Origin of the sequence: Streptomyces sp. NPDC048590 (genome assembly GCF_043199535.1) — a bacterium.
Taxonomy (GTDB): Bacteria; Actinomycetota; Actinomycetes; order Streptomycetales; family Streptomycetaceae; genus Streptomyces.
Genome location: NZ_JBICWC010000010.1, coordinates 97,736 through 123,852 on the forward strand (window position 1 = coordinate 97,736; position 26,117 = coordinate 123,852).

The 26,117-nt window shown below is 72.0% G+C and carries 21 protein-coding genes; 7 read left to right on the forward strand and 14 right to left on the reverse strand.

Features of this window, described 5'->3' with window-relative positions:
- Positions 1 to 266: 266 nt before the first annotated feature.
- The 7 genes from ACGFNN_RS27195 to ACGFNN_RS27225 form a co-directional block, all read right to left on the reverse strand.
- Positions 267 to 1,244 (reverse strand): transglycosylase family protein, encoded by a 978-nt coding sequence (locus tag ACGFNN_RS27195; RefSeq protein ID WP_393559735.1) that lies wholly within the window; start codon positions 1,242 to 1,244, stop codon positions 267 to 269.
- Between the two features lie 105 nt (positions 1,245 to 1,349).
- Complete coding sequence (locus ACGFNN_RS27200; protein WP_393559737.1) at positions 1,350 to 2,636, reverse strand: cytochrome P450; 1,287 nt, start codon at positions 2,634 to 2,636, stop codon at positions 1,350 to 1,352.
- A gap of 47 nt (positions 2,637 to 2,683) precedes the next feature.
- On the reverse strand, positions 2,684 to 3,679 hold the full coding sequence (locus tag ACGFNN_RS27205) for a nucleoside triphosphate pyrophosphohydrolase (protein ID WP_393559738.1): 996 nt from the start codon (positions 3,677 to 3,679) through the stop codon (positions 2,684 to 2,686).
- Between the two features lie 29 nt (positions 3,680 to 3,708).
- The gene (locus tag ACGFNN_RS27210) at positions 3,709 to 4,365 is read right to left on the reverse strand and encodes a SurA N-terminal domain-containing protein (protein ID WP_393559740.1); all 657 of its coding nucleotides are present in this window, start codon (positions 4,363 to 4,365) and stop codon (positions 3,709 to 3,711) included.
- Positions 4,366 to 4,534: 169 nt separating this feature from the next.
- Positions 4,535 to 6,082: a protein kinase gene (locus ACGFNN_RS27215; protein ID WP_362540578.1), complete on the reverse strand. Its 1,548-nt coding sequence runs from the start codon at positions 6,080 to 6,082 to the stop codon at positions 4,535 to 4,537.
- Entirely contained in the window at positions 6,079 to 6,699 is a 621-nt protein-coding gene (locus ACGFNN_RS27220) for a hypothetical protein (protein WP_393559743.1), read from the reverse strand. The genes ACGFNN_RS27215 and ACGFNN_RS27220 overlap by 4 nt, the downstream gene beginning before the upstream one ends.
- A gap of 98 nt (positions 6,700 to 6,797) precedes the next feature.
- A complete protein-coding gene (locus ACGFNN_RS27225; protein ID WP_393559745.1) occupies positions 6,798 to 8,897 on the reverse strand; it encodes an N-6 DNA methylase in 2,100 nt (699 codons plus the stop codon).
- Between the two features lie 195 nt (positions 8,898 to 9,092).
- Here ACGFNN_RS27225 and ACGFNN_RS27230 point away from each other — a divergent pair, with 195 nt between their 5' ends.
- Positions 9,093 to 9,917, forward strand: a complete 825-nt coding sequence (locus ACGFNN_RS27230) for a DUF4352 domain-containing protein (RefSeq protein WP_393559746.1) — start codon at positions 9,093 to 9,095, stop codon at positions 9,915 to 9,917.
- Positions 9,918 to 10,029: 112 nt separating this feature from the next.
- Here ACGFNN_RS27230 and ACGFNN_RS27235 read toward each other — a convergent pair whose 3' ends face one another.
- The 3 genes from ACGFNN_RS27235 to ACGFNN_RS27245 all read right to left on the reverse strand — a co-directional run bounded on the left by ACGFNN_RS27235 (position 10,030) and on the right by ACGFNN_RS27245 (position 12,124).
- Positions 10,030 to 10,401, reverse strand: a complete 372-nt coding sequence (locus ACGFNN_RS27235) for a hypothetical protein (RefSeq protein WP_393559747.1) — start codon at positions 10,399 to 10,401, stop codon at positions 10,030 to 10,032.
- On the reverse strand, positions 10,398 to 11,090 hold the full coding sequence (locus ACGFNN_RS27240; RefSeq protein ID WP_393559748.1) for an HNH endonuclease family protein: 693 nt from the start codon (positions 11,088 to 11,090) through the stop codon (positions 10,398 to 10,400). Before ACGFNN_RS27240 ends, ACGFNN_RS27235 begins: the two co-directional genes overlap by 4 nt.
- Before the next feature lie 167 nt (positions 11,091 to 11,257).
- Positions 11,258 to 12,124: a hypothetical protein gene (locus ACGFNN_RS27245; RefSeq protein WP_393559749.1), complete on the reverse strand. Its 867-nt coding sequence runs from the start codon at positions 12,122 to 12,124 to the stop codon at positions 11,258 to 11,260.
- 103 nt (positions 12,125 to 12,227) lie between these two features.
- Between ACGFNN_RS27245 and ACGFNN_RS27250 the strand changes: the two genes are divergently transcribed.
- A complete protein-coding gene (locus ACGFNN_RS27250; RefSeq protein ID WP_393559750.1) occupies positions 12,228 to 12,893 on the forward strand; it encodes a TetR/AcrR family transcriptional regulator in 666 nt (221 codons plus the stop codon).
- Here the strand turns inward: ACGFNN_RS27250 and mfd are convergent.
- Positions 12,871 to 16,410 (reverse strand): transcription-repair coupling factor, encoded by a 3,540-nt coding sequence (gene mfd, locus ACGFNN_RS27255; RefSeq protein WP_393559751.1) that lies wholly within the window; start codon positions 16,408 to 16,410, stop codon positions 12,871 to 12,873. The genes ACGFNN_RS27250 and mfd overlap by 23 nt on opposite strands.
- 188 nt (positions 16,411 to 16,598) lie before the next feature.
- Here mfd and ACGFNN_RS27260 point away from each other — a divergent pair, with 188 nt between their 5' ends.
- Both ACGFNN_RS27260 and ACGFNN_RS27265 read left to right on the forward strand, forming a co-directional pair.
- Positions 16,599 to 16,841, forward strand: a complete 243-nt coding sequence (locus tag ACGFNN_RS27260) for a type II toxin-antitoxin system prevent-host-death family antitoxin (protein ID WP_365522366.1) — start codon at positions 16,599 to 16,601, stop codon at positions 16,839 to 16,841.
- Entirely contained in the window at positions 16,841 to 17,215 is a 375-nt protein-coding gene (locus ACGFNN_RS27265; protein WP_393559753.1) for a type II toxin-antitoxin system VapC family toxin, read from the forward strand. The genes ACGFNN_RS27260 and ACGFNN_RS27265 overlap by 1 nt, the downstream gene beginning before the upstream one ends.
- A gap of 79 nt (positions 17,216 to 17,294) precedes the next feature.
- Here the strand turns inward: ACGFNN_RS27265 and ACGFNN_RS27270 are convergent, their stop codons facing one another.
- Positions 17,295 to 19,877, reverse strand: a complete 2,583-nt coding sequence (locus ACGFNN_RS27270) for an ABC transporter permease (RefSeq protein ID WP_393559755.1) — start codon at positions 19,875 to 19,877, stop codon at positions 17,295 to 17,297.
- Positions 19,874 to 20,662, reverse strand: coding sequence for an ABC transporter ATP-binding protein (locus tag ACGFNN_RS27275; RefSeq protein WP_362540541.1), 789 nt, complete (start codon positions 20,660 to 20,662; stop codon positions 19,874 to 19,876). Before ACGFNN_RS27275 ends, ACGFNN_RS27270 begins: the two co-directional genes overlap by 4 nt.
- Positions 20,663 to 21,204: 542 nt before the next feature.
- Here ACGFNN_RS27275 and ACGFNN_RS27280 point away from each other — a divergent pair.
- From ACGFNN_RS27280 to ACGFNN_RS27290, 3 genes are all read left to right on the forward strand, one after another.
- Entirely contained in the window at positions 21,205 to 22,827 is a 1,623-nt protein-coding gene (locus ACGFNN_RS27280) for an MFS transporter (protein WP_393559757.1), read from the forward strand.
- A gap of 135 nt (positions 22,828 to 22,962) precedes the next feature.
- Positions 22,963 to 23,463 carry a DUF485 domain-containing protein gene (locus ACGFNN_RS27285; RefSeq protein ID WP_393559759.1) on the forward strand — a complete coding sequence of 167 codons (501 nt, stop codon included), beginning with the start codon at positions 22,963 to 22,965 and terminating at the stop codon, positions 23,461 to 23,463.
- A 26-nt stretch (positions 23,464 to 23,489) separates the two neighbouring features.
- A complete protein-coding gene (locus ACGFNN_RS27290; protein WP_393560118.1) occupies positions 23,490 to 25,067 on the forward strand; it encodes a cation acetate symporter in 1,578 nt (525 codons plus the stop codon).
- An 8-nt stretch (positions 25,068 to 25,075) separates the two neighbouring features.
- On the opposite strand, the gene ACGFNN_RS27295 is transcribed toward ACGFNN_RS27290, so the two are convergent.
- Entirely contained in the window at positions 25,076 to 25,975 is a 900-nt protein-coding gene (locus ACGFNN_RS27295) for a cellulose-binding protein (protein ID WP_393559761.1), read from the reverse strand.
- Between the last annotated feature and the right edge of the window lie 142 nt (positions 25,976 to 26,117).

The following is a 26,117-nucleotide window of genomic DNA, read 5'->3' on the forward strand; positions in this document are numbered from 1 at the left end:
ATTCGGCGTGACGGTCGAAGGTGCCCGCGGTGCGAGCGGCTCCGACCGTAATCACACGCAACCCCCACATTCAAAGATGGACATAACGACCAATCAGCCCGTAACGGTGCACCCTGAAGGATCGTTTTCGCAGGTCGGAGCCAATGTGGACGGACCGGGCGCCCGACGCGCACCGACCGACACAAAGAGACCCATGTCTCACTTACGCATAAGTGGACATAGGTCTCTTAAGTGCCCCCGATTTCGGGGTGTTTCAGCGCTTTGGATCAGTTGGCCGGGGTCTCCGCCGAAGCGTCCTGGGCGGTGTCCCCGAGGCCCAGGTCCAGGCTCTGGCCGGGGAGGATCAGGTCGGGGTCGGAGCCGAGCTCGTCCTTGTTGGCCTCGTAGAGCGCCGGCCACCCGCCGGGGAGCTCCTGCGCGTCGGCGATGGCCCACAGGTTGTCGCCCGCGCGGACGGTGTACGTGCCCTCCGCGCCCTCGCGCGCGCCGGATTCGCCGCGCGAGGCGTGGCGGCCGGAGTCGCGTCCGGTGCCGGCCGTGGATTCCGCGGACTCCTCGGGGGCCGGGGTGCCCCGGTGCTTGCCGCCCTTCGACGCCTGGGAGCCTTCGGGCGACGGGGTGGCAGAGGGGGAGGCGGACGGAGAGGCCCCGGACTCGCCGGCCTTCTCGTCCTCGTCCTTCTTCTCGTCCTCGCCCTTCGCGTCGCCGGACGCCTTCCCGTCCCCGGCGTCCTTCTCGGCCGTGGCGTCGTCGCCCTCCGCGGTGTCCGCGGGGTCGTCGGCCTCGGCGGACGGGTCGTCGGAGGGCGTGGCGCTGCTGGAGGCGTCGTCGGACTCCTCGTCGCCCGGGTCCACGCCGGGCAGCGTCGCGTCCAGGGTGAGCCCGGAGATCACGGCGCAGCTGGCCCAGGCCTGCGGGCCCTTGTCGTCCAGCACCTTCTCCGCGACGGCGATCTGCTGCGAGCGGCTGGCGAGGTCGGCCCTGGCGGCGTACTCCGTGCCGCCGTAGGCCGACCACGTCTCCTGGGAGAGCTGCAGGCCGCCGTAGTAGCCGTTGCCGAGGTCGGCGCTCCACATGCCGCCGCTCTCGCACTCGGCCACGTTGTCCCAAGTGGTCGCTTCGGCCGCCTGGGCGCCGCCCGCGCCGAGCAGGGGAATGGCGATGGCCGATCCCGTGACGCCTGCGGCGACGACGATGGCGGGTGCCTGGCGAGGGCGACGGTGTCTGCCGGTCGCGGAGCCCATGGGATTGCCTTCCGTGTGACTGACATGTGACGGGTGGGTCGAGGGGTGAACCTAGCCCTACTCGAACGTGTGTCACAAGTCGATGCAGCGGAGATCACGTGAAAGTCACAGAGTTGACAATCTGTCACTTTCGCCGCCGGGGCGTCCTGTTCCGAACTCCACGGGAAGGGTGCGCAGTCCACGCATGATGAGCCCGCCCCGCCACCTCAGATCGGCCGGATCCGTGGCGAGCCGCAGGTCGGGGAGGCGCCGCAGCAGCGTCGCGAGTGCCACCTGCCCCTCCAGCCGGGCCAGCGGGGCGCCCAGGCAGTAGTGGATGCCGTGCCCGTATCCGAGGTGCTGATTGTCACTCCGCGCGAGATCCAGGGTGTCCGCATGCTGGAATCGCTCCGGGTCGCGGTCCGCCGCCGCCAGGACCACGAGCACGGGGTCACCGGCGGCGATCTCCTGCCCGGCGAGCGTCACGGGCTGAGTGGCGTAGCGCCACGTCGCGAGTTCCACCGGTCCGTCGTAGCGCAGGAGTTCCTCGATTCCAGTGGCGAGCAGGTCCGTCTCACCCGCGGCCAGGGAACGCTCCAGGCGCTCGCGCTGGCCGGGATTGCGCAGCAGGGCGTAGGTGCCGTTGCCGATCAAGTTCACCGTGGTCTCGAAGCCGGCGAACAGGAGGATGAAGGCCATCGCCGCGGCCTCGTTCTCCGTCAGGTGCTCACCGTGGTCGCTCGCGCGGATCAGCCCGGAGATCAGGTCGTCGCCCGGGGCCTCCCGCTTGCGGTGGATCAGCTCGGCGAGATAGCCGCGCATCTTCTTGACCGACCTGGCCACCCCGCCCCGGGGGCCGCCGCCGTGCCGGATCATCATGCCTGCCCAGTCACGGAAGTCGTCCTGGTCCTCGCGTGGTACGCCGAGCAGGTCGCAGATCGCGTAGATGGGCAGCGGGAAGGCGAAGTCGTGGATGAGGTCGGCCCTGCCGTCCTCGGCGAAGGTGTCGATGAGCCGGTCCGTCAGCTCCTGGATGCGCGGGGCGAACTCGGCGACCCGGCGCGGGGTGAACGCCTTGGACACGAGCCTGCGCAGCCGGGTGTGGTCGGGCGGGTCGATGTTCAGGAGGTGCGTCATCAACTCCGCCTTGCGCTCCCCCGGGATACCCGTCCTGCCCTTGGCGCTCGCCGTCCCGGCGTGGTGAGCCGGGTTCTTCGAAAGCCGAGGGTCGGCGAGGGCTTCCCGGGCGTCCAAGTACCGGGTCACCAGCCAGGCCTCGACACCGCTGGGCAGCTGTGTACGGTGCACGGGACTGTGCTCGCGCAGCCAGGCGTAGGCGGGGTACGGGTCGGTGGCGAACTCCCAGGTGAAGAGCTCGGGCGACGGGCCGGGGGTTTCGGGACTGTCCTTCACCCCTCGACGCTATCCGGCCCGGCGGCGTGTCCCCGCGCCGCCCGGATTCACCCCTCCACGCCTTCCCGCCCGGCCGTGAGGCCCTCGGCCGCACGGATCGCGTCCCGGTAGGCGCGGGCGGCGGCCCTCAGGGCGGCCTCCGGGTCGATGCCGTCCTCCTCCGCGCGTACGGCGAGGGCCAGCAGCCGGTATCCGGTCCCGTCGGCCGCTGCGCCCTCGGGGAGCGGGACGTCGAGGCCGGCCGCGCGGGCCCTGCTGCCGAGCTTGGCCGCGAGCGCGAGACCGGGCTGCCCGAGGGGGACCCCGTCGGTGACCGATTCCCGCTGCTTCTCGATCGCCTTCGTGCGCAGCCAGTGCGCGCGCACGTCATCGGCGGTCTCCGCGGTCTCGTCGCCGAACACGTGCGGGTGCCGGTGGATCAGCTTCTCGACGATGGTGGCCGCGACGTCGTCGATGCCGAACGGCTCCTCCTGGTCCTCCTGCGCGATGCGCGCGTGGAAGACGACCTGGAGCAGTACGTCCCCGAGTTCCTCGCGCAGTTCCTCGCGGTCGCCGTCCTCGATCGCCTCGACGAGCTCGTACGCCTCCTCGATGGCGTACTTGGCGAGGCCCTCGTGGGTCTTCTGCGACGTCCAGGGGCAGGCGAGCCGGATCCGGTCCATGACCTGCACCAGGTCCAGGAGCCGGGCGCCGGGCAGGTCGTACGAACCGGGCAGCAGCTCCAGGTCGGGCATCCGCACCCGGCCCGAACCCCCCAGCCGGGCCAGCCCGTCGGTGAGCCGCTGATCGCCCTCGCCGCCCACCAGTACCACGACGGTCCGGCCGCCCTCGCAGCTGTCGACCAGCTCCTCGGCGAGTGGAGCGGTGTGCTCCACGGCGATCCCGGCCTCCCGCAGGTAGGGGAGCTGAGGCTGGTCGCGCTCGGCGCACAGCACGCGGTCGGCGGCGCGCAGCGTCTGCCAGGCGGGCCAGGACAGCAGACCGGGGGCGACCCGGTGGCTGGAGGTGAGCAGGACGATGCGGCCGGGGTCTTCAGCGTTCACACCCCGAACCTACTCCTGTGGGCGAGGGGTCAGGCTCCGGCCTGGGGGTCCTGGCCCTGGAAGGTGGTGACCTGGGTGATCCACGGGGCCTTGTACGTGCTGAGCTGGACCTTCTGGTCGTCCCAGCTGCCGTAGCGCGGGTTGACGTCGATGTGCAGGGCCTTCGACGCCTCGGTGAGCGCCTTGCCCACCACCTGCTGGCCCTCCGGGGTCTGCAGGTCCGCGCCGAGCGCCTCGGCGAGCTTGGGGAGCTGGACCTCCTTGCGCAGGTCGTCCTCGATCTGGCCGGGCGCGACCCAGCGCTGTTCCAGCATGACCGTCCGCAGGCCCTGGTCGCCGCCGGACTGCGCGGCGGCGGCGGAGTGGATCTGCTGGACCTCCTTGCGGCTCACGGTCACCCCCGCGTCCTTCGCCGCGCGGTCGAGGACCCGTCCGAAGATCAGGCTGTGCAGCTTGGCCCTGTTCAGCTGTCCGGACTTCTTCACCAGTTCCTCGGACTGCTCGGATGCCTGCTGGGCGTCGCGGACGTCCGACGCCTGCTGCTGGACGGTGGCGACGTCGATCCGCTCGCCGCCGACGACGGCCGCGGCACCGGGGTGGGCCTCGCTGCCGCAGGCTGTCAGGAGGGGCGCCGCGGCGAGCGTTGCGGCGGTGAGGGCGAGCGCGGTGCGACGTCGGCGGTGCAAAGGAGCCTCCCGGGGAGAGTTTGTGCATCAGTGCACAAAGCCTTGCGGTGATCGATGTTAGGCAGTGGACGTGGTTCGGGCCACTGCTTCGACCAACGATTTCCGGACCGGCCGGTGTGGGGTCGGGGGCGAAATCCCTTCGGTCGTGCGCGTTCCCGCCGATTCCGTCTCACACGGAGCGGCGTACGTCCTGGTGGTGGGTCAGTTGGCGGCGTAGTTCGGTGGGGAGGGCGTGGTGGGGGCCCCAGGCGCGTTCGGTGTCGTGGAGCAGGGCCTGGAGCTGGGCCCGGCCCGCGGTGTGGTCGCCCACGGCGAGCAGGAGGTGGCCGATGCGGTGCCGGATGTCGAACGCCCGGCCCGGGCTTGTGCGGTCGTTCTGGTAGGAGGGGAGGACGGCGCGGTACTCGGCGAGTGCCGATGCCGCCTCGCCGAGCTGTTCCAGGCACTGCGCGGCGTCGTAACGGAACTGCAGGGCCTGCGGGTCGGCCGGTCCGGCTTCGGCCGTGCGGTCCTCGGCCAGGCGACGGAGCTCCGGGAGGGCCCTGCGGTACTGGCCGTCGTCCATCAGGGTGGCCGCGTACTGCTTGCGCAGGATGCGTACCACCGGGGAGTGTTCGCCGTGCTCCGCCGCCGCGGCGGGCAGGATGCCCCCGAGGATGTCGACGGCCTGGGTGATGCGGCCCTCGCCCAGCAGCCGCTTGACCTCGTCGACCGCGCGCGCCACATCGGGGCGGGCGGGGGGTGTCCGGGGCGGGTCGGGCACCCGCGGGGTGGGTACGGCCGCCGGCGCGGGGACGGCCGCCCGGTCCGGCCAGGGTGCCTGGGGGCGTAGGAAGGGGCGGGTCGGGTCGAGCGGCCCGGACGGTGATCCGCCGGCGGGCAGCAGGGGGCGCAGCGACTCGTAGACCTCTTGGGCGGAGCCGGGGCGGTGCTGGGGGTCCTTGGAGAGCAGCCGCAGCACGAGCGCTTCGAGCGCCTCGGGGACCTCGGGCCTGAGGTGGCGTACCGGGAGGGGCGGCTCGTAGAGGTGGCGGTGCAGGACGCCCAGGGCGGTGGAGCCGGCGAACGGCACGTTGCCGCTGAGGAGTTCGTGGAGAAGCACACCGAGGGCGTACAGGTCGGTGTACGGGCCGACCGCGCCGCCCATCGCCTGTTCGGGGGCCATGTAGGCCGGGGACCCGATCGGCGATCCGGTGTGGGTGAGGCGTGTGGTGTCCGTGTCCATGACGGAGGCGATGCCCAGGTCGAGCACGGTGAGGGTGCCGTCGGGTTTGACCATGGCGTTCCGGGGCTTGAGGTCCCGGTGGACGATCGGCACGGCGTGCACCGCGGAGAGCACCGAGCACAGCTGGGCGGCGACGGCCACGGCCCAGGGCCACGGGTAGGGGTCGTGCTCGGCCAGGTGGTCGGCGAGGTCGGCGCCCTCGACGTACTGCATGACGAGGTAGAGGTCCTCGCCGTCGCTGCCCGCGTCGTGGACGGTGACGAGACCGGGGTGGTCGACCTGTGCGGTGACCCTGCACTCCCGGACGAACCTGCGGCGCAGGTCGTCGGCCGCGTCGCTGCCCGAGGGGCCGGCGACCCGGTCCGGGCGGAGCAGCTTCACCGCGACCCTGCGGTCCAGGCGCTGGTCGTAGGCGGTCCAGACCTGTCCCATGCCGCCCTGGCCGAGAATGTTCGACAGTTCGTAACGCCCGGCGATGACGCGCCCGTTCACCGGTTGTCACCCTCCTTGCGGAGGTAGTCGCTCAGTTCGTCGAGCTCCGCCCGCACCTGGTCGAGGCGCCCGGGCGGGGTGGCCCTGGGTGGTTCGGGGTGCGGTACGGGGGCCGGGTCCTGCCTGGGGGCGGGCGGGTAGCCGTACGACGGCTGGGGCCCGGCGGGCATGGTCGGGTGCTGGGCGTGTGCGCCGGCCGTCGGCGCTCCGGGGCGGCCGCCCGCGTACGGGTTCGGGTACGCGACGGGGGTGGGTCCGGGTTGCGGGCCGAAGTGCCGTATCTCCATGTACAGGTAGTAGGTGACCGTCCCGGCGAGGAGGACCAGCATCCAGGCGAGGACGGTGATCGCCTGGCCGTCCGTCATCTCCTCCCCCTCCTCGGTCGGGAGGAGACCGATGTAGACGACGAACCCGATGCTCAGCGCGAGCACGAGGCCGAACATCCACCAGTCGCGTGGCTTGCGGGTGACGATCGCGAGCCTCAGCATGGCCGCCCAGCTCAGGAAGGTGCAGCTGAACAGGGTGAGCGCCACGAAGACCACGCGCAGCGTGACGAGCGTGGCCGAGGACGGGCGACGCTTCGGCTGCTGCTGCGGCGGATAGCCGTAGCCGTGCATGTGCTGCTCCCGGAAGGCGTGGGTCGGACGTGTGCAGTGAGCGTATACACCGACAAGGACAACCGGTCCGGGGTTGCGCACAACCGTTGTGCTTCACGTCACTTCGGGGCGACCGTCCCGTCGGTGAGTCCGTCGTACATCCCCTGCACCAGCTGTCCGCCCAGCCGTCCGGCGGTGCGCAGGGCGTCCTCGAACGCGGCCAGGGCACTGAACCTCTCGCCGTAGCAGCGCTGTTCGGGCAGCGGGAGGCGTGGGACCTGGAGGCGTCGGGCATCGAGCCGTGTCGCTGTGGAGGCGTAGCTGCTGGCCTGCCGGTTGTTGGCGGTGCCCCGGAGGAACCCGGCCAGGAACCAGGGGTCCAGGGCGGCCGGGTCGGGCCGCAGCAGCTGGAGGTTGCGCCCGAGCACCGCTCCGGCGGTGGCGTCGTCGACGACCCGGGCGACCGAACCGCCGCCGAGTACGGGCACGACGACGTCGCCCGGTTCCAGGACGATCGGTTCGGCGTCTGCGGTCGCGGTCGGTGTGCCGCTCGGCGCGGTGCCCGCGAGGACGTCGTGCTCGGTGAGGACCCGGCCGGAGAGGTGGCCGGTTCCGGTGCCCGTGCGCAGGTGCAGTGCGCCCGCGCGGGCCAGTTCTCCGACGGTGGTGAGGGTCAGCCTGGTCGGTTCGCCGGGTTCCGGGGCGGGTGGGGTGAGCCGTGAGGTCAGTTCGATGGTGGCCGCGACCCGTTCCCTCACGCGGACGAGTTCACCGGCGCCCCCGCCGGTAGCCGGTGGCGGCAGATGGCGGGCGGGTGCCAGGTCCACGTCGTCGTCGAGGAGTTCGATGACGGGGACGGCCCGGCTGGTGCCGGGGTGCTCCTCGACGGGCAGGTGGCGCCCCGGCATGTCGAAGGCGCTCCACGCGTCGAGCGCCGCGGTGCGGACCGCCGGCCAGTCCAGGCGGTCGCGGCCGGTCTGGGTGCCGGGGGTCTCGGGTCCCGCGGTGTCGACGAGGAGCAGTTCGGGCGCCGGGGGGTGCGCGGGGTCGGGCCTGCGGAGGATCCAGATGTGGAGCGGAATGCCGTACGGCGGTGCCGCGCCCGCCGGCAGCGCGATGACCGCGCGCAGGGCGCCGCGCCGCAGCAGGTCGGCGCGGACCCTTCGGCCGGAGCGGCGGGAGGCCGCCGCCGGGGGCATCAGCACGACCGCGGTGCCTCCCTCGCGGAGGTGGGCGAGGGCGTGCTGGACCCAGGCGAGCTCGGACTCGGTGCGGGCGGGGAAGCCGTACTCCCAGCGGGGGTCGTAGGCCAGTTCGTCGTGCCCCCAGTTGCGTTCGTTGAACGGCGGGTGGCAGAGCACGGCGTCCACCCTGAGCTGCGGGAAGGCGTCCCCGCGCAGGGTGTCTCCGGTGCTGACTGCGAGCGCGGGGGCCTCGGCGCCGTCACCGGTGGTGTGCAGGGCGAGCCGGAGCGAGGCGAGCGCCGCGAGGTCGGGGTCGGCCTCCTGCGCGTGGAGCGCCGCGGGCCGGCCGACGGCGCACAGCAGGGCTCCCGTGCCGGCCGCCGGGTCGAGGTAGGTGCGGGAGGGCCGTCGGCCGTTCCCCCGGGCGGTGTCGCCGGCCGGTGCCGAGAGGTCGGCCATCAGCTCGGCGAGGCCGGGCGGGGTGAGTGTGTACTGCCTTGGGTTGGCGTCCAGTTGCCGGCCGAAGAGGAAGGCGAACGCCTGGCCTGCCCCTGCCTCCGCCGCCAGTTCGGCGGCAGCCCGCAACAAGGGCACGGACGGCAGGAGTTCGGACGTGGTGGGCGTGGGCACGGCGCGGTCGGTACCGAAGCGGGCCGTGAGGACGTGTTCCAGGGCGGCGGGCAGCACACCCGCCATCCGGGCGTCCGAGACGGCGGCGATCTCCAGCCAGGCGGTGGGCCTGTCCCGGAGGAGCAGGAGGGCGCACCCGGCGTGGATCAGCGCCGTCACGGCGCCGTCGGGGTGTCCCGCCAGTTGCTGCCAGACCCGCTCACGCAGCGGTACCTCGGCGAGTTTTCCCTGGTCGCGAAGCCACTGTTCGACCTCCGGGAGCGCGAAGGAGGGGCTGGCCTCGGTGCCCCCGACCGGCTTCGGGAAGTCGGCGTGCCGCCGCCTCCAGTTGCTGACGGCCGCGCGGCCCACACCGGCGAGCCTGGCGATACCGGCCGCGGTCACCTCTGTCGAGTCTTCCGGCACTGGCCTGTCTCCCGTTCCGCGCGCGTCGGTGTCGCCTGCTGTGTGGGGTGAGCATACCGACTCCCGCGCGCCCCATCGGTTCACACAGGAATGCATGTTGACTCGGTTCACAGCTAATGGTCTTATTGACCCGACGCACACCGACCCCTGGGGTCGTCCCGCTCACCGTCGTTCTTCCGCCTGAAGGGCACAGCCATGTCCCAGTCCCAGTACACCCAGCCGCACCAGCCCCAGCAGCCGTACACCCCGGCGCAGACGCCCGGCACGCGACCGGCCCGCAACGGCCTCGGTATCGCAGCGCTCGTCCTCGGCATCATCGGCACGGTCTCCGGCCTGGTCCCGCTGCTCTTCTGGCTCGCGGGCGTCCTCGGCCTGATCGCCCTGATCCTGGGACTCGCCGGGCGGGGCCGCACCAAGCGCGGGGAGGCCACGAACAAGGGAGTGACGACGTTCGGAGCGGTCCTCGGGCTGGTCGCGCTGATCCTGTCCGTGGTCGGGGCGGTGCTCACCTTCAAGGCCGTGGACGACGTGGTGTCCGAGCTCGACAAGGCCGTCGTGGACACCACCGCCTCCGCGAAGCCCGCCGCCGGCGGTGGCGCGGCCGACGAGGCAGAGCCCGAGGCCGGGGGCGAGAGCCTGGAGGGCGGCGACTCCGCGGTGTACGACGACGGGCTGGAGATCACGGTCGGCGCCCCGGCCTCCTACGAGCCCGGTGAGTTCGCGATCGGCCACACCAGGGGCAACAGCGCCTGGACGGTGTCGGTCGTCATCGAGAACAAGGGCAAGGAGAAGTTCGACACCACGCTGGTCACCGTCGACGCGCGGGCGGGCAAGGACGGCGTGAAGGCCGAGCAGATCTTCGACGACAAGACCGGCGAGGGCCTCTCCGGCACGGTGCTGCCGGGCAAGAAGGCCACCGCGACGTACGCCTTCGACGCCCCGGCCGACGCGGGACACCTGACGGTGGAGGTCGCCCCCGGCTTCGAGTGGGACGCGAGCCAGTGGGAGCTCAAGCTCTGACGCCCCCGCCGCCCGCAGCCGGGCCGGCCGTCCCCCGGGCGGGGGCGGCCGGCCCGGTTGCGGGCGTTCGGGCTCCGGGCGGGACCCGGTGCGTTCAGACCTAGCTGCCGGCTCAGACGTAGCTGCCGACGATGAGCACCGCCGTCGGCACGAGCGTCATGAGGACACCCGCGGTCCAGTAGGCGAGGGGACCGAGAGGGGCCCTGCGCCGCAGTGGAGCGTTGGCGAGCCACCAGAGCCACCCGAACACCGCGACCACCGGCACGATGATCACCAGCCACAGCGCCATGCCGTCGTTCTCCGTCGGCTCCCGCTGCGTCCATCCCGCGGCCGCGAGCGGACCGTTCACGAGGAAGAACCAGATCAGCCAGACCGGGACGACCCCGGGAACGCCGAGCGCCAGGTTCACCCCGAGGGCGGTGAGGCACCAGCCCCCTCCGCCGCGCCCCGCGTCCGCGGCCCCTCTCCCCCCGACGGCGCTCATCGGGCGGGTGCGTCCGTCGGATTGCCGCCGGCGAGCAGCTTCTGCCGCGGGCACCCGCTCAGCACCTTCTTCATGGCGTCCAGCTCGGCGGACGTCACCCACAGCCCGTACTTCTTCTTCACCGAGACCTGCCCGGCGACGTAGTCGCACCGGTAGTCCTTGTTGGGCGGCAGCCAGGTCGCGGTGTCCCCGTCGCCCTTGCGGCGGTTGGTGGACGAGTCGGCCGCGACCAGATTCAGCGGATCGTTCGCGAACGCACGCCTCTTGCCGTCGCTCCACTGCTGCGCGCCCTTCTGCCAGGCGTCGGACAGGGCGACGAGGTGGTCTATGTCCACCTTGCTGTGGCCGCGTTCGAACATGATGCGGGTGCCGGTGTAGGGGTCGGGATCCAGTACGCCGCTGAGGACCTTGCAGCCGTCGGAGTCCCGGGAGACGTCGTCGAGCTGCTCGGCCAGCACGTCGTCCCGGGTCCCGCAGCCGTTCCGGTCGGTGTCGGCCCAGGCGGACCCGAACTCGTCCCGGTCGTAACCGGTCTTCGGGGCCCGCCCCTTCACCGTGAGCCCCTCGGCCGCCTCCAGCGCGCTGCCCGCGGGCGCCGGGGCCGCGGCGCCGGAGGAGGACTGCCCTGGATCGGGCAGGTCGTCGAGGCCCTCGCACCCGGTCAGCGCCAGGGCTCCGGCGAGGGACACGGTCGCGAGAATGGTGAAGCGGTGTCGGGGACGTGCGGTATGAGGAGGCGTCACAGCCGACCAGGTTAGGCGCCCGCCTCCGCCACGTCACCGGGGCGGTGCTCCGGCGGACGCCGGACGGAGGGCGCGGACGCACTCCGGCCCGCCGCCCGCCGGGTCACCACCCGTCACACCTTGCCGATACCCAGGGTCGTCTCGGACGGCAGCAGGCCCGAACCGATGACCTCCAGCCAGACCGCGCCGAGCGACTCCACCAGCCGCTCCCGGTCCGCCTCACCCAGCACCGCCCAGGGGCCCGCGGCGCTCTCGTCGGTGCGGCGCTCCACCTCCGCGCGCAGCGCCCGGCCGGCGACCGTCGCCGTCCCGTCGGCCTCCACCAGGCCGCGGTCCGCCAGCCGGCCGCGGGCGGCCTCCCACTCCTCACCGGTCCAGCCACGGCTCTCGAACACCTCGGGCCTCGCGGCGCCGACGGCGGCGAAGGAGACCAGGGACTCGACGGGGTCGAGCCCCGCCTCCACGAGTGCGGCGACATGGCCGTCCCCCCGGTGCTCCCGCAGGACCGTCGCCCCATGCCAGAGCGCCAGGTGCGGGGCGTCCGGCCATGCGAGGGCCGCGTTCGCCGCGGCGAGCGGGCGTCCGGTCACGTCAGCGGCCTCCGCCACCCGCCGCGCGAGCACCGAGGCCTCCGCGAGCCCCTCCCCTCCCACGCCGTCACCGAGCAGGGCTCGGTACGCCCGGTCGACCGCCCTCGTCCTGGCCTCCAGCACCGCGTCCGGCGCGGCGACGGTCCAGACGGCCGGGACGTACCTGTCGATCATCGCGGGGCTGAAGCTGTGGAACGTGGAAGCCACCCGGCCGGCGCCCGCCTCCCCCAGCGGAGCCGCCCGCCAGGCGAAGTAGCTCGGCCAGCGCTCGTCGGTCCCGTATCCGAGCGCGGCGGCCTCCTCGAAGCTCTCCGGCGCGAAGTAGACGAGGGCGTGCAGCGGCTCCAGCAGATGCCACATCCTGCGTACGAACCCCAGCTCGTCGGACATACCGGCCTCCAGCGGGTCAGGTCATCTTGTCAGTGACTAGATTCCCAGAGTGCGCCTCACCGTCGAACTTGTCAATGACTAGATTCGGCGTACGGTACGTCCCATGACCAGTGAGCGCACCTATCACCACGGCGACCTGCGGCGCGCCGTCCTCGGCGCCGCCCTCGACGCCATCGAGCAGGCGGGACCGGACGCCCTCTCCCTGCGCGACCTGGCCCGAAGGGCGGGCGTCTCGCACGCCGCGCCGGCCCACCACTTCAAGGACCGGACGGGCCTGCTCACCGCCGTCGCCGCCGAGGGCTTCGGCCTCTTCGCCGACGCACTGGCGCAGGCTCCTGACCTACAGGAGCGGGGCGTCGCCTATGTACGCTTCGCGGCCGGTCACCCCGCCCACTTCCAGGTGATGTTCCGCCCCGAACTCCTCCGCGGCGACGACCCCGGGCTGCTCGCCGCGAAGGAGCGCGCGACGGACGAACTGCGCGCCGGGGTCGGCGGGCTGCCCGGGGCGGCCCGGGGCGAGGACGCACGCCTCGCGGGCATCGCCGCCTGGTCCCTCGCCCACGGCTTCGCGACCCTGCTGCTCAGCGGCAACCTGGAGGACCCGGTCGGCGGCCGCGACCCCGGGGAGGTGTTCCGGGGACTGGCCGGGCTCCTCTTCGGACAGCAGGACTCCGGGCCTGCCGCCACGGACCCGCAGGCGGGCACCCCGCCCACGGGCCAGGACCGGCGCACGGGCGTTGACCGGCCTACGAGCCCAGAATCGTCGTGAGGAACTCGCCGGTCCACGCGAGGAGTTCGCGGCCCACGACCGGCTTCCCGCCGATCCGCCCCGCCGTCGGGCGGGGCACCAGGATCTGCTGGGCGGACTGCTTGATGACCGTCTTCGGGTGGAGGCGCTTGAGCCGCAGCTCCTGCGACTCCCGCAACTCCACCGGCGCGAAGCGGATGTTCGGCCCCTGCAGCACGATCTCGCCCACCCCGCAGGCCCGGGCCAGCATCCGCAGCCCCGCCACCAGGAGAAGGTTCTCCACCGGCTCGGGCAGCTTGCCGTAGCGGTCGGTGAGCTCCTCGCGCACCGCCCTGATGTCCTCCTCGGAGTTGGCGGCGGCGATCGCCCGGTAGGCCTGGAGGCGCAGCCGCTCGCCCGGGGCGTAGTCGTGCGGGACGTGGGCGTCGACCGGAAGCTCGATCTTGACCTCCAGCGGAGGCTCCTCCTCGACCCCGCCGTCCACTGCGGCCCGGTAGTCCGCGACCGCCTCGCCGACCATCCGGATGTACAGGTCGAAGCCGACACCCGCGATGTGACCGGACTGCTCGCCGCCGAGCAGGTTCCCGGCGCCGCGGATCTCCAGGTCCTTCATCGCCACGTACATGCCCGCACCCATCTCGGTGTGCTGGGCGATCGTCGCGAGGCGCTCGTGCGCGGTCTCGGTCAGCGGCTTCTCCGGCGGGTAGAGGAAGTAGGAGTACCCGCGGTCCCGGCCACGGCCGACCCGGCCGCGCAGCTGGTGGAGCTGGGAGAGGCCGAAGTTGTCGCCGCGCTCCACGATCAGGGTGTTGGCGTTCGAGATGTCGATGCCGGACTCGACGATCGTCGTCGAGACCAGGACGTCGAACCGCTTCTCCCAGAAGTCGACGACGACCTGCTCCAGCTGGCTCTCGCCCATCTGCCCGTGCGCCGTGGCGATCCGCGCCTCGGGCACGATCTCGCGCAGCCTGGCCGCCGCCCGGTCGATCGACTCGACCCTGTTGTGGATGTAGAACACCTGGCCCTCACGCAGGAGTTCACGCCGCACGGCCGCACCGATCTGCTTCTCCTCGTACGGCCCGACGAAGGTGAGGACGGGGTGCCGCTCCTCCGGGGGCGTCGTGATCGTCGACATCTCGCGGATGCCCGTGACGGCCATCTCGAGCGTACGGGGGATGGGGGTCGCCGACATCGTGAGCACGTCCACGTTGGCCCGCAGCTTCTTCAGCTGCTCCTTGTGCTCGACACCGAAGCGCTGTTCCTCGTCGACGATGACCAGGCCCAGGTCCTTGAACTTCGTCTCCGACGAGAAGAGCCGGTGTGTGCCGATGACCAGATCGACGGAGCCGTCCTTGAGCCCCTCCAGCGTCGCCTTCGACTCGGTGTCGGACTGGAAACGGCTCAACGCCCGCACGTTGACCGGGAACTGGGCGTACCGCTCGGTGAAGGTCCCGTAGTGCTGCTGGACCAGGAGCGTCGTGGGGACGAGGACGGCGACCTGCTTGCCGTCCTGGACCGCCTTGAAGGCGGCGCGCACGGCGATCTCCGTCTTGCCGTAACCGACGTCGCCGCAGATCAGACGGTCCATCGGGACCGACTTCTCCATGTCCTCCTTGACCTCGGCGATCGTGGACAGCTGGTCGGGGGTCTCGGCGTACGGGAAGGCGTCCTCCAGTTCGCGCTGCCAGGGGGTGTCCGGGCCGAAGGCGTGACCGGGGGCGGCCATCCGCGCCGAGTACAGCTTGATCAGGTCGGCGGCGATCTCCTTGACCGCCTTCTTCGCGCGCTGCTTCGTCTTCGTCCAGTCCGCGCCGCCGAGCCGGTGCAGGGTGGGCGCCTCACCACCGACGTACTTGGTGACCTGCTCGAGCTGGTCGGTCGGGATGTACAGCCGGTCCCCGGGCTGGCCGCGCTTGGCGGGGGCGTACTCGACCAGGAGGTACTCGCGGGTCGCGCCCTGGACCGCGCGCTGCACCATCTCGATGTAGCGGCCCACCCCGTGCTGCTCGTGGACGATGTAGTCGCCGGCCTGCAGGGTCAGCGGGTCGATGGACTTGCGGCGGCGGGCCGGCATCCGCCCCAGGTCCTTGCTGGCGGTGCGCTGACCGGTCAGGTCCGTCTCGGTCAGCACGGCCAGCTTCAGGGCCGGGTCGACGAAGCCGTTGTCGATCGCGCCGCACGAGACATGGACGAGCGAGGGGGTGATCTCGGTCAGGTCCTGGTCGAGGCGGGCGGCGATGCCCTCGCCGCCGAGCACCTCCACGGTGCGGGAGGCTGGCCCCTGGCCCTCGGTGACGTACACCGTCCGCCAGCCGTCGGCCAGCCAGCCCTTGGTGTCGGCGAGCGCCCTCGCGGTGTCCCCGCGGTACGTCTCGGGCGCGCGCATCCCGAGCTTCAGGGTGTCGTCGTCGATGTGCTCGTCGTCGGCCGCGGCGGCGAAGGGCGCCACCGACCACCACATCATGCCCAGCTCACGGGCCCGGTCCCGGACGTCGGCGATACCCCACAGGGAGGCCGCGCCCACGTCGATCGGGGCCTCGCCGCCACCAGCGGTGGCCGCCCAGGACGCCTGGAGGAACTCCTGGCTGGTCGCGACGAGGTCCGCCGCTCTGGTGCGCACCCGCTCGGGGTCGCAGACCACCGCCATCGAGCCCTTCGGCAGGACGTCGAGCAGCAGTTCCATCTCGTCGACGAGGACGGGGGCCAGGGACTCCATGCCCTCGACCGCGATGCCCTCCGCGATCTTCCCGAGCAGCTCGCCCAGCTCGGGATGGGCCTCGGCCAGGGCCGCCGCGCGGCCCCTGACGTCCTCGGTGAGCAGCAGCTCACGGCAGGGCGGGGCCCACAGCCCGTGGTCGGCCACCTCCAGGGACCGCTGGTCCGCGATCTTGAAGTAGCGGATCTCCTCGACGTCGTCGCCCCAGAACTCCACCCGGATCGGGTGTTCCTCGGTCGGCGGGAAGACGTCGAGGATGCCACCGCGCACGGCGAACTCGCCGCGCTTCTCGACCAGTTCGACCCGGGCGTACGCCGCCGCCGCGAGGGCGTCGACGACCTCGCCCAGATCGGCGTTCTGCCCGCTGCTCAGCGCGACCGGTTCCAGGTCGCCGAGTCCCTTGACCTGGGGCTGGAGCACGGACCGTACGGGGGCGACGACCACCTTGACCGGTCCGGTCTCCGGGTCGTCCTGCCGGGGGTGCGCGAGCCTGCGCAGCACCGCGAGGCGCCGGCCGACGGTGTCCGAGCGGGGTGAGAGCCGCTCGTGGGGCAGGGTCTCCCAGGAGGGGAACTCCGCCACGGTGTCCGGGGGCAGCAGGGTCCGCAGGGCGGCCGCCAGGTCCTCGGCCTCACGGCCGGTCGCGGTGACGGCGAGCACGGTACGCCCCGCGTCGCGGGCCAGTGCCGCCACGGCGAAGGGGCGGGCGGCGGGCGGGCCCACCAGGTCGACATGGGCCCGGTGGCCGTCGGAGGCGGCCTTCACCGCTTCGGAGAGCGCCGGGTCGGTGACGACGACGTCCAGCAGACCGTGCAGGCTCATGAAGGTTCCGTCCGGTGTGGCCAGGTGGCGTGTGTACAACGCGAAGGGCCCGACACGTGGAACGGGCCGGGGTCCCAAGCGTACGACGCCGGTGTGTCACCCGCGCGAGGGAACGCCGTTGTCCGGACAGCCGTACCGGAGCTAGCCTTAGTCCGATAGCTAGTCCGCCTTGGCCCTGTGAGGCAGTCATGGAAGCAGCCCGGCAGTACAACGTGCATGAGGCCAAGACCCACTTCTCGCGCATCCTGCAGCAGGTCGAGACGGGCGAGGAGGTCGTGATCAGCCGGGCGGGCGAACCCATCGCCAAGGTCGTGCCGCTGCACCCGAAGGTGCGACGGACTGGTCGCGGCTCGCTCCGTGGACAGATTCACATCGCCGACGACTTCGACGAGCTCCCGGACGACATCGCCGAAGCGTTCGGGATGCGCTGATGCGCCTTCTGCTCGATACGCATGTCGCCCTGTGGTGGCTCGACGACTCCCCCGAGCTTTCCGAGGAGGTGAAGGACCTGATCGACACGGAGCCCGCGGTGTTCCTCAGCGCCGCCACTCCCTGGGAAATCGCCATCAAGCAGTCTGCCGGAAAGCTCGCGGGGCCCGAGGACCTGGCCGAGCGGGTTCGCGACTGCCAGCTGACGAGCCTCGCGATCACCGCAGGACACAGCGTAAGGGCCGGCCGTCTCCCCCCGCTCCACCGTGACCCCTTCGACCGCGTGCTCGTCGCCCAGGCCCAGACCGAAGGGCTGACGATCGTCACCCGGGACAAGTGGATCCCCCAGTACGACGTGCCCGTCCTGTCCGTCTGAAGGCCGGCACAAGGCTCCGGCCCCGAGGTGCTTGGAGGAGCGCCTCGGGGCCGGATCCGTCATCCTACGTCCGCCACCATCACCCGTCCGTGGCGATCGCGTTGAGGACGTTCATCCTGCCCGCCCGGAAGGCCGGGATCAGAGCGGCGAACAGTCCGACGAAAGCCGAGGCGACGAACACGGTGAGGATCGTCGGCCACGGGATCTCCAGGACCTGGAGCCCCTCCAGGGCCAGCAGCTTCTGCGCGGAGGTGCCCCAGCCCATGCCCAGGCCGAGGCCGAGCAGGGCGCCGAACAGGGCGATGACCACGGACTCCAGCCGGATCATGCGCCGGAGCTGGCGGCGCGAGAGGCCGATGGCCCGCATCAGGCCGATCTCGCGGGTCCGCTCGACCACCGAGAGGGCCAGGGTGTTCACCACACCGAGCACCGCGACGATGATCGCCAGGGCGAGCAGGCCGTAGACGATGTTCAGCAGCTGGCCGATCTGGTCCTTCAGGTCCTGCTTGAAGTCGGCCTGGTTCTGCACCTTGTACTGCGGATACGCGGCGAGCGCGTCCTTGATCGCCGCGTAGGCGGCCTTCTCCTCGCCGTCCTTCGCCGAGGCGAACATCAGCATGTTCTGCGGCATGCGGTCCTCGGTGACGTACTTCCGCGCGGTCGCGGTGCTGAGGTAGAGCGCTCCCTGGTCGACGTTGGTGTCGTCGGAGGTGATCGCGGCGACCTTCAGCTTCGCGGTCCGCCCGGCCTTGAAGGCGACGGCGATCTCGTCGCCGACCTCAATGCCGTGCTTCGACGCGTAGTCCGTGCCGACCGACATGGCGTCTTCGCTGTACGCCTCACCGAGGTCCCCGGCGGTGGTCTCGCGCCTGAGGTCCTTCGGGTACGTCGGGTCGGCGGCGATGACGCGCTGGTCGGCGACCGAGCCGTCGGGGTTGGTGAGCTTCGCGGCCAGCATCCGGTAGTGGGTGACGTACTCGACGCCCGGGGTCTTCTCGATCGCCGCCGCGGCCTGCGGGACGATCAGCTGACCGCTCCCCGACTGGACGATGAAGTCGGTGCCCACCGACTTGTCCAGCTCCTCGGTGGCCGACGCGACCATCGACGACCCGACGACCGAGAGGCACGCCACCAGGGCGAGGCCGATCATCAGCGCGGCACCGGTCGCCCCGGTGCGACGGGGGTTGCGCAGCGCGTTGCGCTCCGCGAGCCGTCCGACGGGGCCGAACAGCCGCAGGACGACCGCTCCGAGGACGCGCACGACCACACCCGCGAGCAGCGGGCCGATCACGATGAAGCCGACGAGCGTGAGGACCACGCCCAGTCCGAGGTAGAGCGAGCCCTCGGTCGCCTCGTCCACCCGGGTCGTCGCCCAGAGACCCGCGGCGCCCGCACCGGTGAGGACCAGGCCGGCCACGCCCCTGAACCAGCCTGACCGGGTGTCCGCCGGGGTGCCCGAGTCGCGCAGGGCGGCCATCGGCGAGACCTTCCCGGCCCGCCGGGCCGGGACGTACGCGGCGAGGACGGTGACGACGATGCCGAGCGCCAGCCCGGTCACCGGGGTCGTCCAGGCGATCGTGAGGTCCCTGGTGGAGAGTTCCATCCCCATGGCACCCATGAGCTTCATGAGGCCCACGGCCAGCCCGATGCCGGCGCCCACACCCAGGACGGAGCCGACGATGCCGAGGAGCACCGCCTCGACGAGGACGGACCGGTTGACCTGCTTGCGGCTCGATCCGATGGCGCGCATCAGCCCGATCTCGCGGGTGCGCTGGGCGACCAGCATGGAGAAGGTGTTGACGATCAGGAAGATGCCGACGAGGAAGGCGATCCCGGCGAAGCCGAGCATCGCGTACTTCATGACGTCCAGGAAGGAGCCCATGGAGTCCTTGTTGGCGTCGGCGGACTCCTGCTGGGTCTGCAGCTTGTACGCGGCCGGGTCGCCGAGGGCGGCTGCGATGTCCTTCTTCAGCGCGCTGTCGCCGACGCCGGGTTCGGCGGTCACCGAGATGTGGCTGAAGACGTCGGGGGCGCCCAGCAGTTTGCTCTGCGCGGTGGCGGTGTCGAGATAGACGACGGCCGCACCGGGGTTGGTGACGGTGAACGTGGCGATGCCGGTGATCCGCGCCCTGATGTCACCGGTGACGGTGACGGTGCGCAGTTCGTCGCCGAGCTTCAGGTGGTGCTTCCGGGCGGTGTCGGCGTCGACCATGATCTCGGTCGGGCCGCGCGGGGCGTGTCCCGATGTGATCTCCATGGACCGCAGGTCGTTGTCGGTCCAGTTGCCGGCGATGGTCGGGGCGCCGGTCTCCGAGCCCATGTTGGTGTTGTGGCTGTCGACGACGGTGACGGACATGCTCATCACACCGCCCTCGGCCTTCTTCACCCCGTCCACGGCGACCACCCGCTCCACGACGGACGCGGGGAGCGCTTCGGGCCTGCCGTTCTCGGGCAGGTCGTCGGCCTCCTTCGCCGCCTTCGGGCTCACCGTGACATCGGCGGACGAGGCCGCGAACAGCTTGTCGAAGGTGGTGTTCATCGTGTCGGTGAAGACGAGCGTCCCGCAGACGAAGGCGACCGACAGCAGGACGGCGACGGCGGAGAGCGCCATCCGGCCCTTGTGCGCGAGGAAGTTGCGCCTCGAGGTCTTCCAGACGGTCATGACGTCCGCCCGCGTGCGTCGAAGTCCTTCATCCGGTCCAGGACCTGCTCGGCGGTCGGGTTCTTCATCTCGTCGACGATCGAGCCGTCGGCGAGGTAGAGGACGCGGTCCGCGTAGGAGGCCGCCACGGGGTCGTGGGTGACCATGACGATGGTCTGGCCGAGCTCGTCGACAGACCTGCGGAGGAAGGACAGCACCTCCGCCCCGGCGCGGGAGTCCAGGTTCCCGGTGGGCTCGTCACCGAAGATGATCTCGGGCTTGGCGGCGAGCGCACGGGCCACCGCGACGCGCTGCTGCTGACCTCCGGAGAGCTGCGTCGGCCGGTGCTTCAGCCGGTCGGCGAGGCCGACGGTCTCCACGACCTGCCGCAGCCAGTCGGCGTCGGGCCTGCGGCCCGCGATGTCCATCGGCAGGGTGATGTTCTCGATGGCGTTGAGCGTCGGGAGCAGGTTGAACGCCTGGAAGATGAAGCCGATGCGGTCCCGGCGAAGCTGGGTGAGCTTCTTGTCCTTGAGGCCGGTGATCTCGGTCTCGGCGAGGTGGATCCGCCCCGAGGTGACCGTGTCCAGGCCGGCCAGGCAGTGCATCAGGGTCGACTTGCCGGACCCGGAAGGGCCCATGATCGCCGTGAACTGCCCCCGGACGATGTCCACGTCGACGTGGTCGAGCGCCACGACCCGGGTCTCCCCCGACCCGTACGCCTTGACCACCTGCCGCGCCCGCGCAGCGACGGCCGTGTGCCCTCCGATGTCCCCGTGGGCGGGGGTGGTTACAGCCGTTGTCACGATTCTTCTCCTAGGTCGGTCGCTCTGTGGACGTCACTGCGCACGTTCCGAGTCTCGGGTGCGAAGGGGGTCCGGCGCGCTGGTGCACGGCACCGTTCCGACGGGGGGTTTTCCCCACCGCTCCCCCTGCGGTGGACCACATCGGCGCTGTAGGAACAAGGTAAGGACCGGGACCGCCGCCTCACGTCCTCCGGCGGGAGGAACGGCCCCTGGGCCGCAGTGGGGAGCGTCCCTTAGGGGCTGTCCGGCGGATCATGGCCGGGCCGCCGGCCGACGGCACTCCGCCGGTGAGCGTTTCGTGCGGCGCCCGGCCGCGGGGCGCCGGGCGGCGGCGTCGCGGAGTGGGGGCGTCCGGCGGCAACACCGCAGACGGGCGCCACGGAACGCTCCCGTGACACGGGCCGCGCCACCGGCCGCGAGGGGTGGCCCCAGGGGATGAGACCCGGGAACGGCGTCTCATCCCTCGGCTCGATGCTGCCCTCGGGGCAGGGCCGGTGAGACAGTGTCACCCCGTAGATAGATGCATAGGGAAGGAACCCACTGTGGGTGGCGCGGGCGGCACGGAGAGGGTCGGCGGTACGGACAGTCCGAAAGCGGAGCGCGGTCCACTCCCGCCGGAGACGGCGAAGGACACCGCCCGGGCCCGGCGGCCCGTCGCGGCGGCGCTGATGCTCGGCATGGGGCTCGCCGCCATCGACGGCACCATCGTCGCGACCGCCGTCCCTCAGATCGTGGGCGACCTCGGAGGCTTCTCCGTCTTCTCCTGGCTGTTCTCCGGCTACCTGCTCGCCGTGACCGTCACCCTGCCGGTGTACGGGAAGCTCTCCGACACCTTCGGCCGCAAGCCCGTACTCGTCGCCGGGATCATCCTCTTCCTGGCCGGCTCGGTGCTCTGCGCCGCCGCCTGGAACATGGCGGCCCTGATCGCCTTCCGCGTCGTCCAGGGCCTCGGCGGCGGCGCCCTCCAGGGCACGGTGCAGACCATCGCCGCCGACCTGTACCCGCTCAAGGAACGCCCCAAGATCCAGGCGAAGCTGTCCACGGTCTGGGCCACCTCGTCCGTGGCCGGCCCCGCGCTCGGCGGACTGCTCGCGGCGTACGCCGACTGGCGCTGGATCTTCCTGGTCAACCTGCCGATCGGCGCCGTGGCGCTCTGGCTGGTGGCCCGTCACCTCCACGAGCCCGTCCGGCCACGCCCCGCCGGGCGTCCCAGAACCGACTGGGCGGGCGCCCTCGCCGTCTTCGCGACCGGGGCGCTCCTGCTGACCGCACTCGTCCAGGGCGGTGTCGCCTGGCCGTGGTTCTCCGCCCCCTCGCTCGGGCTGCTCGCGGCGACCGCCGCGCTGGCCGCCCTCACCGTGGTCATCGAACGGCGGGCCGCCGAGCCGGTCATCCCGGGCTGGGTCTGGCGCCGCCGCACCATCGCCTCGGTCAACCTCGCCCTCGGCGCCATGGGACTCCTCATGGTCGCGCCGACCGTCTTCCTGCCGACGTACGCCCAGTCGGTCCTCGGACTCGGGCCGATCGCCGCCGGGTTCGTCCTGTCGGCGATGACGCTGAGCTGGCCCGTCGCCGCAGCCCTCTCCGACCGCGTCTACAACCGCATCGGCTTCCGCCGCACCGCCATGATCGGGATGTCGGGGGCGCTGCTGGTCCTGCTCTGCTTCCAGTTGCTCCCCTTCCCCGGCGCCGCCTGGCACCCCGCGCTGCTCATGCTGCTGCTCGGAGCGACGCTCGGCCTCTTCCAGCTCCCGCTGATCGTCGGCGTCCAGTCGACGGTCGGCTGGACCGAGCGGGGCACGACGACGGCGTCGGTCCTCTTCTGCCGCCAGGTCGGCCAGAGCCTGGGCGCGGCGCTCTTCGGCGCCGTCGCCAACGGCGCCCTCGCCTCCCGGCTGGCCGACGCACCCGTGTCCGGGCTGCCCGGCGACCTGGACGCGGTCTCGCACGCCCTTCAGGACACCGCAGCCCTCTCCGCCGCGGCCACGGACTATCTGCGGAGGTCCGTCGACAGCGCGGTGGACCATGTGTTCGCGGGCGCGGCAGGGGCCGCGGCACTCGCCCTGCTGGTGCTCGTCGTCCTGGCACCGCGACGGTTCCCGGTCCTGGAGGAGCACGAGAACACCCCCAGGACCGCACAGGATGCCGCAGGTCTGGACAACTGACGGGTTACCTGGGGTAGTTCACGCATAAGCCTCCCACTTCGCCATACCCGCTAGTAACGTACGCGCTCCCGACAGCGCACCCGCGCACCTGCTCTGCAGCCCCCTCCGGGCCCGAGCCACGCAGGGAGCACCGCCATGCCCCACGACGCTCAGCCACCCCGGCACCACCCCGGAACTGCCCGGCACCCCCACCGGCCCGCACCACCCCCGTACCCCCGCGACTACCTCATGCCCTGGCAGAGTTCGCCGCCCGCGCAACCCCGCCACCCCACCCCCGCACCGGCATACACCCCCACACCCGGGCACCACGGCGACCTGCGCAGGCTGCGCACCGCCTACCGCCTGCTGCGCCGCGTCTCGACCCTCACCGCCCTCGGCTACTTCGTCGCCTTCCTCCTGCTGTCCGGCTACGCCCCCACCCTGATGACCAGCCCCGTCGGGGACGGCGGACTGACGACAGGTCTCCTCCTAGGCCTGTGCCAACTCCCCGTCACCCTCGCGGCGGTCGCCGTGTACGAGTGGACCGCCCGCCGGACCGTCGACCCGCTCAGTGCCGGGCTCCGCGCACGCGCCGGCCACCCTCACACCGCGAGCACCGCACCGGCCGGCGACGGCGGGACGAGGACGGGCCGGTGAACGCCTTCGACGAGTCCGCCAACACCATGTCCCTCACCGCGTTCATCGCCGTCGCCAGCATCACCCTGCTGCTCTGCGTGATGACCGGACCCGACCGCGACGACCTCGACACCTTCTACACCGGCTACCGCGCGCTCTCCCCCTTGCGCAACGGACTCGCCGTCGCCGGCGACTACCTCTCCGCCGCCACCGTCCTCGGCACCACCGGAGTCATCGCCCTCACCGGCCACGACGGCCTCGTACTCGCCCTCAGCACGACCCTCTCCCTGGTCCTGCTGATGTTCCTGCTCGCCGAACCCCTGCGCAACGCAGGGCGGTTCACCATGGGCGACATGCTCACCCGCCGAGCCCCCGGCCGGGCCGCGCGGATCGCCTCCTGCGCCGTCACCCTCGCCGCCCTGCTGCCACTGATGGTCGTCCAGCTCGCCGGCAGCGGCAGCCTCCTCTCCTTCGTCCTCGGATTCGACGGCTCCGGCTTCCGCACCGGTGCCGTCATCACCCTCGGCGCCGTCATGACCGGCTACGCCGCCATCGGCGGGATGAAGGGCACCGCGCTCATCCAGATCATCAAGACCGTCGTACTGCTCGGCGCGGGACTCCTCATCTCCGTACGCGTCCTCGACCGCTTCGACTGGGACCCCGGCGCCCTCCTCCGGGCCGCCGAGGCCGGCAGCGGGGCGGGCGCCGCCTATCTGCACTCCGGACTCCAGTTCGGCGGCAGCGACCTCGACATGATCAGCTCGGAGCTGACCGTCGTGCTGGGCGCCGCCTGCCTTCCCCACATCACCATGCGGCTGACCGGAGCCCGCAGCGCCCGGGCCGTCCGCCGCTCGCTGTCCTGGGCCGTCGCCTGCGTCGTCTGCCTCTGCCTGTTCCTCGCCGTGATCGGCTTCGGAGCGGCCGCCCTCGTCGGACACGACCGCATCACCGCCGCCCAGGCCCAGGGCAACAGCGCGATCCTCCAGGTCACCGGCGCGGTCGCGGGGAGCGGCACGACCGGCGCACTCGTCGTCACCACCATGACCACCGCCATCTTCCTGACCCTGCTCGCCTCCGTCGCCGGAATGATCCTGGCCTGCGGGAACTCCCTGGCCCACGACCTCTTCGCCCACGGACTGCGCGGAGCCCGCCCGGTCGGCCCACGCACCGAGACCGCGACGGCGCGGGGCGCCGCCGTCGCCGTCGGCGCACTCGCCGTCACCCTCGCCGTCCTCGCCCGCCACTGGAACGTCCAGGCCCTGGTGACCCTGTCCTTCTGCATCGGCGCGTCCGCCATCGCACCGGCCCTCGTCTACAGCATGTTCTGGCGCCGCTACACCCCCACCGGGCTGCTCTGCACCCTCATCGGCGGCACCCTCTGCGTCCTCGTCCTCATCACCGGGACCACCCTCGTCTCCGGCTCCCCCGGATCCCTCTTCCCCCGGAACGACTTCACCTGGTTCCCCCTCACCACCACCGGCCTCGTCTCCGTCCCGTTCGGCTTCCTGGCCGGCTGGCTCGGCACCGTACGCGGCCCCGGGAACAACAGCCCACGGCAACGCAAGCGGTACGAGGCGGCCGAACCCTGGATCCTGGCCGGCGCACCGCCCGCCGGACGGCACTGACCCCGCCGTCAGTCGCCCACCGACCCCGCCACCGCACGCCCCGTCAGCGCCGCAAGCGAATTGCGCACATGCGTCATGTGCGCGTGCAGCTCCTCACGGCCCTCCTCGTGCTCCCGCAGGACCCGCTCCGTCTCACGCTCCACGCGTTCCTCGGCGGCCCTCGCCCCCGAGATCAGCTCCGCGGCCCTCTCCTCCGCGTCCGCCTGCTCACGCCGGGCGGCATCCTCCGCCTCCGCGAGATCCCGCCGCGCGGCCGCCAGCAGATCCTCACCACGCGACGCCAGCCCCGCCTCACGCTCCGCCGCCCCGGACTCCGCCGCCGCGAACTCCGCGTCCGCCGCCTTGCCCCGCTCGGCATGCTCCTGCTCCTGATGGGCCAGCACACCCGCCGTACGACGCCGCGTCTCCTCCATCTCCGACTCCGCGGCCCCCCGCGCCTCACCGGACTCCCGGCGCGCCAGCGCCACCAGAGCACCCGCCTCGTCCCGCGCCCCGGCCAGGATCTCCTCCGCGCGCGCGTCCGCGTCCGCCCGCACCGCACCGGCCCGCTCACGCGCCGCCTCACGCGCCTCGCGGCCCGCCGTGTCAGCCGCGTCCCTCAGCCCCTGCGACTCCTCCAGCGCCTCGCTCCCGACGGCCTCCGCCTCGGACTCCGCCAGCGCCAGGATCCGCTGCGCCCGCTCACCCAGCGAGCTGTACGTCTGCGGGGCGAGCGACGCCACCGCCTCACGCAGCCGCGCCGACTCCGCCTCCAGCTCCTCCGCCAGGGCCGTCAGCCGCGAGATCCGCTCCAGGGCCCCGTCCCGCTCCGCCTCCAGCGAGGACACCGCCCGGTCCACCTGCTCGGGGCGGTAACCACGCCCCCGTACGCCGACGAAACCGTGCGCGGACACCGGTCCACCACTCATCCCTGAAGCCCTCTTTCCCGCTCTCCGACTCCCCGACCATCCAGCAATACGTCAAGGATGCGGTAATTGGCCCAGAAGTCGGAATCGATCAGCTGCATTCAGGACGGAAGCGATCCGTGTCACAACGTGACACGCAAAAGGC

Bases quoted from the DNA above. Each gene is read 5' to 3' on its own strand.
- ACGFNN_RS27195 (WP_393559735.1), bottom strand. From the start codon at position 1,244: ATGGGCTCCGCGACCGGCAGACACCGTCGCCCTCGCCAGGCACCCGCC.
- ACGFNN_RS27220 (WP_393559743.1), bottom strand. From the start codon at position 6,699: ATGCACGGCTACGGCTATCCGCCGCAGCAGCAGCCGAAGCGTCGCCCG.
- ACGFNN_RS27230 (WP_393559746.1), top strand. From the start codon at position 9,093: ATGTCCCAGTCCCAGTACACCCAGCCGCACCAGCCCCAGCAGCCGTAC.
- ACGFNN_RS27235 (WP_393559747.1), bottom strand. From the start codon at position 10,401: ATGAGCGCCGTCGGGGGGAGAGGGGCCGCGGACGCGGGGCGCGGCGGA.
- ACGFNN_RS27245 (WP_393559749.1), bottom strand. From the start codon at position 12,124: ATGTCCGACGAGCTGGGGTTCGTACGCAGGATGTGGCATCTGCTGGAG.
- ACGFNN_RS27250 (WP_393559750.1), top strand. From the start codon at position 12,228: ATGACCAGTGAGCGCACCTATCACCACGGCGACCTGCGGCGCGCCGTC.
- mfd (WP_393559751.1), bottom strand. From the start codon at position 16,410: ATGAGCCTGCACGGTCTGCTGGACGTCGTCGTCACCGACCCGGCGCTC.
- ACGFNN_RS27260 (WP_365522366.1), top strand. From the start codon at position 16,599: ATGGAAGCAGCCCGGCAGTACAACGTGCATGAGGCCAAGACCCACTTC.
- ACGFNN_RS27265 (WP_393559753.1), top strand. From the start codon at position 16,841: ATGCGCCTTCTGCTCGATACGCATGTCGCCCTGTGGTGGCTCGACGAC.
- ACGFNN_RS27270 (WP_393559755.1), bottom strand. From the start codon at position 19,877: ATGACCGTCTGGAAGACCTCGAGGCGCAACTTCCTCGCGCACAAGGGC.
- ACGFNN_RS27285 (WP_393559759.1), top strand. From the start codon at position 22,963: ATGCCCCACGACGCTCAGCCACCCCGGCACCACCCCGGAACTGCCCGG.
- ACGFNN_RS27290 (WP_393560118.1), top strand. From the start codon at position 23,490: ATGTCCCTCACCGCGTTCATCGCCGTCGCCAGCATCACCCTGCTGCTC.
- ACGFNN_RS27295 (WP_393559761.1), bottom strand. From the start codon at position 25,975: ATGAGTGGTGGACCGGTGTCCGCGCACGGTTTCGTCGGCGTACGGGGG.